Annotated in this window: 7 protein-coding genes and 1 pseudogene; 6 read left to right on the top strand and 2 right to left on the bottom strand. The window is 39.8% G+C overall.

Going from position 1 to position 4,490, the window contains the following annotated elements:
• On the top strand, nt 1-549 hold a 549-nt coding region (locus tag QGT46_RS16665; RefSeq protein WP_330655946.1), incomplete at its 5' end, for a phage baseplate protein.
• Between the two features lie 62 nt (nt 550-611).
• On the opposite strand, the gene QGT46_RS16660 is transcribed toward QGT46_RS16665, so the two are convergent.
• Together QGT46_RS16660 and QGT46_RS16655 are read right to left on the bottom strand one after the other, a co-directional pair.
• Nucleotides 612-1,055 (bottom strand): DUF2442 domain-containing protein, encoded by a 444-nt coding sequence (locus tag QGT46_RS16660; protein ID WP_024727137.1) that lies wholly within the window; start codon nt 1,053-1,055, stop codon nt 612-614.
• Between the two features lie 29 nt (nt 1,056-1,084).
• A complete protein-coding gene (locus QGT46_RS16655) occupies nt 1,085-1,336 on the bottom strand; it encodes a DUF4160 domain-containing protein (RefSeq protein ID WP_024727138.1) in 252 nt (83 codons plus the stop codon).
• A 124-nt stretch (nt 1,337-1,460) separates the two neighbouring features.
• Between QGT46_RS16655 and QGT46_RS16650 the strand changes: the two are divergent.
• From QGT46_RS16650 to QGT46_RS17445, 5 genes and pseudogenes are all read left to right on the top strand, one after another.
• Nucleotides 1,461-1,898 (top strand): annotated as a pseudogene (locus QGT46_RS16650) (glycosyl hydrolase family 18 protein); the annotation flags it as partial.
• Nucleotides 1,899-1,912: 14 nt separating this feature from the next.
• A complete protein-coding gene (locus QGT46_RS16645) occupies nt 1,913-2,608 on the top strand; it encodes a M15 family metallopeptidase (protein ID WP_024727140.1) in 696 nt (231 codons plus the stop codon).
• 678 nt (nt 2,609-3,286) lie between these two features.
• The gene (locus tag QGT46_RS16640) at nt 3,287-3,856 is read left to right on the top strand and encodes a reverse transcriptase domain-containing protein (protein WP_270433532.1); all 570 of its coding nucleotides are present in this window, start codon (nt 3,287-3,289) and stop codon (nt 3,854-3,856) included.
• Between the two features lie 101 nt (nt 3,857-3,957).
• Nucleotides 3,958-4,089: a hypothetical protein gene (locus tag QGT46_RS17450; protein ID WP_328514492.1), complete on the top strand. Its 132-nt coding sequence runs from the start codon at nt 3,958-3,960 to the stop codon at nt 4,087-4,089.
• A gap of 81 nt (nt 4,090-4,170) precedes the next feature.
• A complete protein-coding gene (locus QGT46_RS17445; RefSeq protein WP_235824636.1) occupies nt 4,171-4,314 on the top strand; it encodes a hypothetical protein in 144 nt (47 codons plus the stop codon).
• Nucleotides 4,315-4,490: the final 176 nt, after the last annotated feature.

Genomic DNA, 4,490 nt, shown 5'->3' with positions numbered 1-4,490 from the left:
TCAAATACGACACCGTTTGAGGTTGATCTGGACTCTGTGGGTCTCGTAAGTATCGAGCAATATCAGGTACATACAGGAGAGATTCATAGTCTGAAAAATTCTATTGTAAATCTTGACAGAAAATTTGAAGATTTAAATTCGGATTTATTAGAAAGGGTTTATCCTATAGGATCTATATATATATCTGTAAGCAATATAGATCCTAGTTCAAGTTTTGGAGGAATATGGGAACGATTTGCCAAAGGGAAGACATTAGTTGGAGTAGATGAATCAGATGTAGATTTTTCTACAGTGCGTCAATCTGGAGGTGAAAAGATTCATAAATTAAGCGAAAAAGAAATTCCTGCTCATTCACATGATGAAAATCCTGTGATTTGGATGTGGGATGGGAATAAAAAAAATGGAGCTAACATCACCGGGAGTACAAATTGTAATACAATAATTGCAAACAGCACTCAAAAATTATCAACGGGCAGTACTGGTGGAGGACAATCACACAACAATTTACAACCGTATGTTACTGTTTACATGTGGATAAGAACCCATTAGTCTGACAAATAGGAATTTAAAGAGCAGCTCAGATGAGCTGCTCTTTAAATTTAATGAGATAATTAAAGTACATCATGTCTTTTTAGAATATCGCTTTTTAAAAATAGTTTATTACGCTGGAACGATTTTACAGGAGTTATTTTCTTTCTTTTTAATAGATCATCAATATTCTGACGACTGCAATCTAAAAGATCACAGGCATCTTTTGTATTTATAATGCCATACTTAACAAAGTTTATAAAAAATTCAGGGGTAATAGGTAATTCAACTCCGTCTTCCCACAACTCACCTTCAGAGCAGTCAAGTTCATGAGACCAAGAAATTCCGTAGCCGCCAGGTTCAACTTTTACAAGGTTAAAAAGATCTGTATTTTTCAAAGCTTCAAATTCTGGATAATCTTTCATGATGGGCTTCACGTCAAATAGTTTTATCATATCGTTTTCAAAGAATACAAGTAACCTCATATCGCTTAACGGAATTACATCTTTTACTTTTATGGAAAGCATTATAATCACCTCCAATCTGGCTTCCACCGCTATTCAAGCGGCGGAAGTTTTTTTAATTGTTTGCTATCCCACATTTCTTGCAAATCGTCTTTATAAGATTCTCCCCATTCCTGCACTAACTTAATCGCTTTCCTAGGCAGGTCACCTTCGATCATTTCCATTGTGGAAATTTCAAATACCCCATTATGTTCACCATATACAGCATGTATGTGTGGGGGATTATGTTCGCCACGGAAAAAAATCTTAATGACGATTCCATAAAATCTTGTTATTTCAGGCATTTATTTCACTTCCTTTCTATAAGTTATAGTATACTACGCTACTTGACATATGTCAAGTAAAAGTAGACATAAATGTGTGTTATAATATTAGAAAATAAGAATATAATACTACCATTGACGTGCATGGGGATATACGTTCGGGCCGCCAATGGCAGTTGCACCGATCAACAAAGTCCAACAGGTTTTGGATTACGCAGTGACAGAGATCCCGCCGGAGAAAATATATATGGGCATTCCGAACTATGCCTATGACTGGCCGCTCCCCTACGAGAGAGGAACCACAAGGGCAAGGACGATCGGAAATGTGGAAGCAGTGGAGATCGCAGATCAGAACGGAGTACAGATCCGGTTCGATGAGACTGCTATGAGCCCATTTTTTAACTACACGTTAAATGGAACAGAACATGAAGTATGGTTTGAAGATGTCCGGAGTATCGATGTAAAAGTCCGGACAGCAAAAGAATATGGTTTTACGGGTATCGGATACTGGAATCTGATGAGGCCGTTTCGGGCCAACTGGCTGCTGTTAGACAGTTTATTTCAGCTAAACGGCAGACCGTAGACGGGAGGGATCCTATGGGGAAACATATTGTAAGTATGATGCTGGCGGCATTGATTGGACTGGGTGCATCCGTTCAGGAGATAAGAGAAAAGGAACCCGTCAAACCGGCATTTTCCAATAAAAGCATCAGCGGTTTTTCTTACGAAAAGGTCCCGAAGGCAGTGAAAGAAAAAATCAGCGGGGTTTCTTACAGGTCCAATCCGAACATAAAAATTCAGGACCTGCGCTATGTGAAGGTGAAATATTACGGTTATGACGGGAAGATCAGGAGTGGGCAGCTGCTTGTGAATAAGTCCATTGCCAAAGATACGGTGGAAATTTTTCAGGAGCTTTATGATATGCAGTACCCGATCGAGAGTATCCGTCTGGTCGATGATTACGGCGCCGATGACACAAAATCTATGGAAGCCAATAACACCTCCGCCTTTAACTACCGGATTGTAGAAGGGACCAGTCACCTGTCCAACCATGCTTACGGCAAAGCGATTGACATTAATCCGAGGGTCAACCCCTTTGTAAAGAGAAATTCCATCACACCTGAAAACGGAAAAATCTATGCGCAGAGAGATGTAAAAAAGTGCAGAGGCAAGTATAAATATAATATGATCCACAGAAATGACCGTGTGTACCGGATTTTCAGGAAACACGGTTTTCAGTGGGGCGGTGACTGGATTACATATAAAGACTATCAGCATTTTGAGAAACGATAAGCGCCAAGACGCATTGTATTTTATGACCTTTAATAAAAAAACTCCGGTTAAAATCTATGACCGGAGTTTTTTCTGAGTGCGCCTGGCTGCGCACGTTACTAATGGGTGAAAGTCGTGTGTTCTGCAAGCTGTCAACAGCTTGCCAGTGAAAGTCTGGTCGGAGTAATCACCAGTGAGCTCCGTAACATTAAGTGAATCCTGTAGCATCGTTACGTTAGCCCTTTTGGGAAAAAGAGGGTGTCGAGTCACTGGCTTTCTGACGAAGACCACGGAAGGCGTGAAGAAACTGGAAGCAGCGCTGAAGAACCCTTCGGTGTAGAGGGAGCGGAATGTTAACATAGTTGTTGATGGAACAGAAGAGACCTCATAGTGTCATGGAACCATAAACATGTAATTCTTGATATAAGTAACACACGAAATTCAAGAAGACGCATTATGAGGAGTCGGAGGAGCCCATAGTATCTATGATGGTGCGGTAAGATAAACGTATTTGGAAAAGGGGCTCTACTTTAGTCAAGTTAAACAGGAAGGTAAGGGACAGTGCATGCCTCAAAAGGGACAACAACACTCAATAGATAAATCACGACAACTTCAATGCAAACTATACTTGGCTGCCAAAAAGGATAAGCAACGCAGATTTCATGCGTTGTATGACCGTATTTTTCGCCTGGATGTTTTATGGCGGGCGTGGAAAGAGTAAAAGAAAACAAAGGAAGTGCCGGAATAGATGGTGTGACCTTTGAAATGATTGAAGAGTATGGAGTGGAATCATACTTATTGGATACCCAGGAAGATTTAGTAAAAGGCATCTATTATCCAAAACCAGTTAAGAGAGTTTATATATCAAAGCCAGATGGTAAACAGCGACCATTGGGTATACCTGTTATTAGAGATAGAATTGTACAACAGGCATGCAAAATAGTAGTTGAACCAGTTTTTGAAGCAAACTTTTTAGAATGCTCATATGGGTTCAGACCAAAACGGGACGCAATACAGGCAACGAAGAAGGTACAGAAGACTTTATATAAGAGCTGGTATGTAGTAGATGCAGACATAAAAGGATATTTTGATAACATCGACCATGAAATACTTATGAGTCTTATCGAAAGAAGAATCAGTGATAGACGAGTTCTGAAATTGTTTCGGCAATGGTTAAAAGCAGGAGTAATAGAAGACGGAAAATACTTCCCAACAAAAGTGGGTTCACCGCAAGGAGCGTTATGCCTTTCTAATCATAAGGTGGAGTAATAAGTCCGGTTCTTGCAAATATGTTTTTGCACTATGTATTTGATATGTGGATGAAATGAAATTTTCCGCAAGCCCCGTTTGAGAGGTATGCAGATGATAGAATAGTCCACTGCCGTACAAAAGAGGAGGCAATATGTATCAAGCAGAGCCTGGCTCAAAGGTTTGAAGAATGTAAGCTGGAACTGAATCCGACCAAGACAAGGATTGTGTATTGTAAGGACGAGGACAGGTGAAAGGAAGAAGAACTTACAGAGTTTGATTTTTCTGGGATACACATTTAAAGCAATGTATAGAATCCGATACTAAGTGGCTGGATGAATTATTTTGGGAAATACAATCCATCCGCAATGAAAGATACGCTGCTATGCATAGAAAGAAGACTTGTGAAATGGGCATGTGTATGTATAAGAACTTCCGTGGGAGAAGACGCAGGGCAGAAGAATGGCTCTGCACTTTGAGAAAGCGAGAGCCAAAACTATTTGCTCATTGGAGTATGATATATTCGTACTGCTGAATGGAGACTATGAAAAAAAGTCTGTAAATAAGATTCTTCTATGATAATGAAGGGCGAAAGTCTTGAAAAACAGGCTTTTCGCCCTTACTTTATATATAACAGTTACAAAAAAACATGTCA

Origin of the sequence: Anaerostipes faecis, assembly GCF_910574135.1 — a bacterium.
GTDB lineage: Bacteria > Bacillota > Clostridia > Lachnospirales > Lachnospiraceae > Anaerostipes > Anaerostipes hominis.
The sequence above is the reverse complement of the archived record's forward strand: the minus strand, read 5'-3'. Positions and strand labels throughout refer to the sequence as shown.

Coding starts and splice junctions, on each gene's coding strand:
- QGT46_RS17445 (WP_235824636.1), top strand. CDS start 4,171: ATGAATTATTTTGGGAAATACAATCCATCCGCAATGAAAGATACGCTG.
- QGT46_RS16660 (WP_024727137.1), bottom strand. CDS start 1,055: ATGCTTTCCATAAAAGTAAAAGATGTAATTCCGTTAAGCGATATGAGG.
- QGT46_RS16655 (WP_024727138.1), bottom strand. CDS start 1,336: ATGCCTGAAATAACAAGATTTTATGGAATCGTCATTAAGATTTTTTTC.
- QGT46_RS16645 (WP_024727140.1), top strand. CDS start 1,913: ATGGGGAAACATATTGTAAGTATGATGCTGGCGGCATTGATTGGACTG.
- QGT46_RS16640 (WP_270433532.1), top strand. CDS start 3,287: ATGGCGGGCGTGGAAAGAGTAAAAGAAAACAAAGGAAGTGCCGGAATA.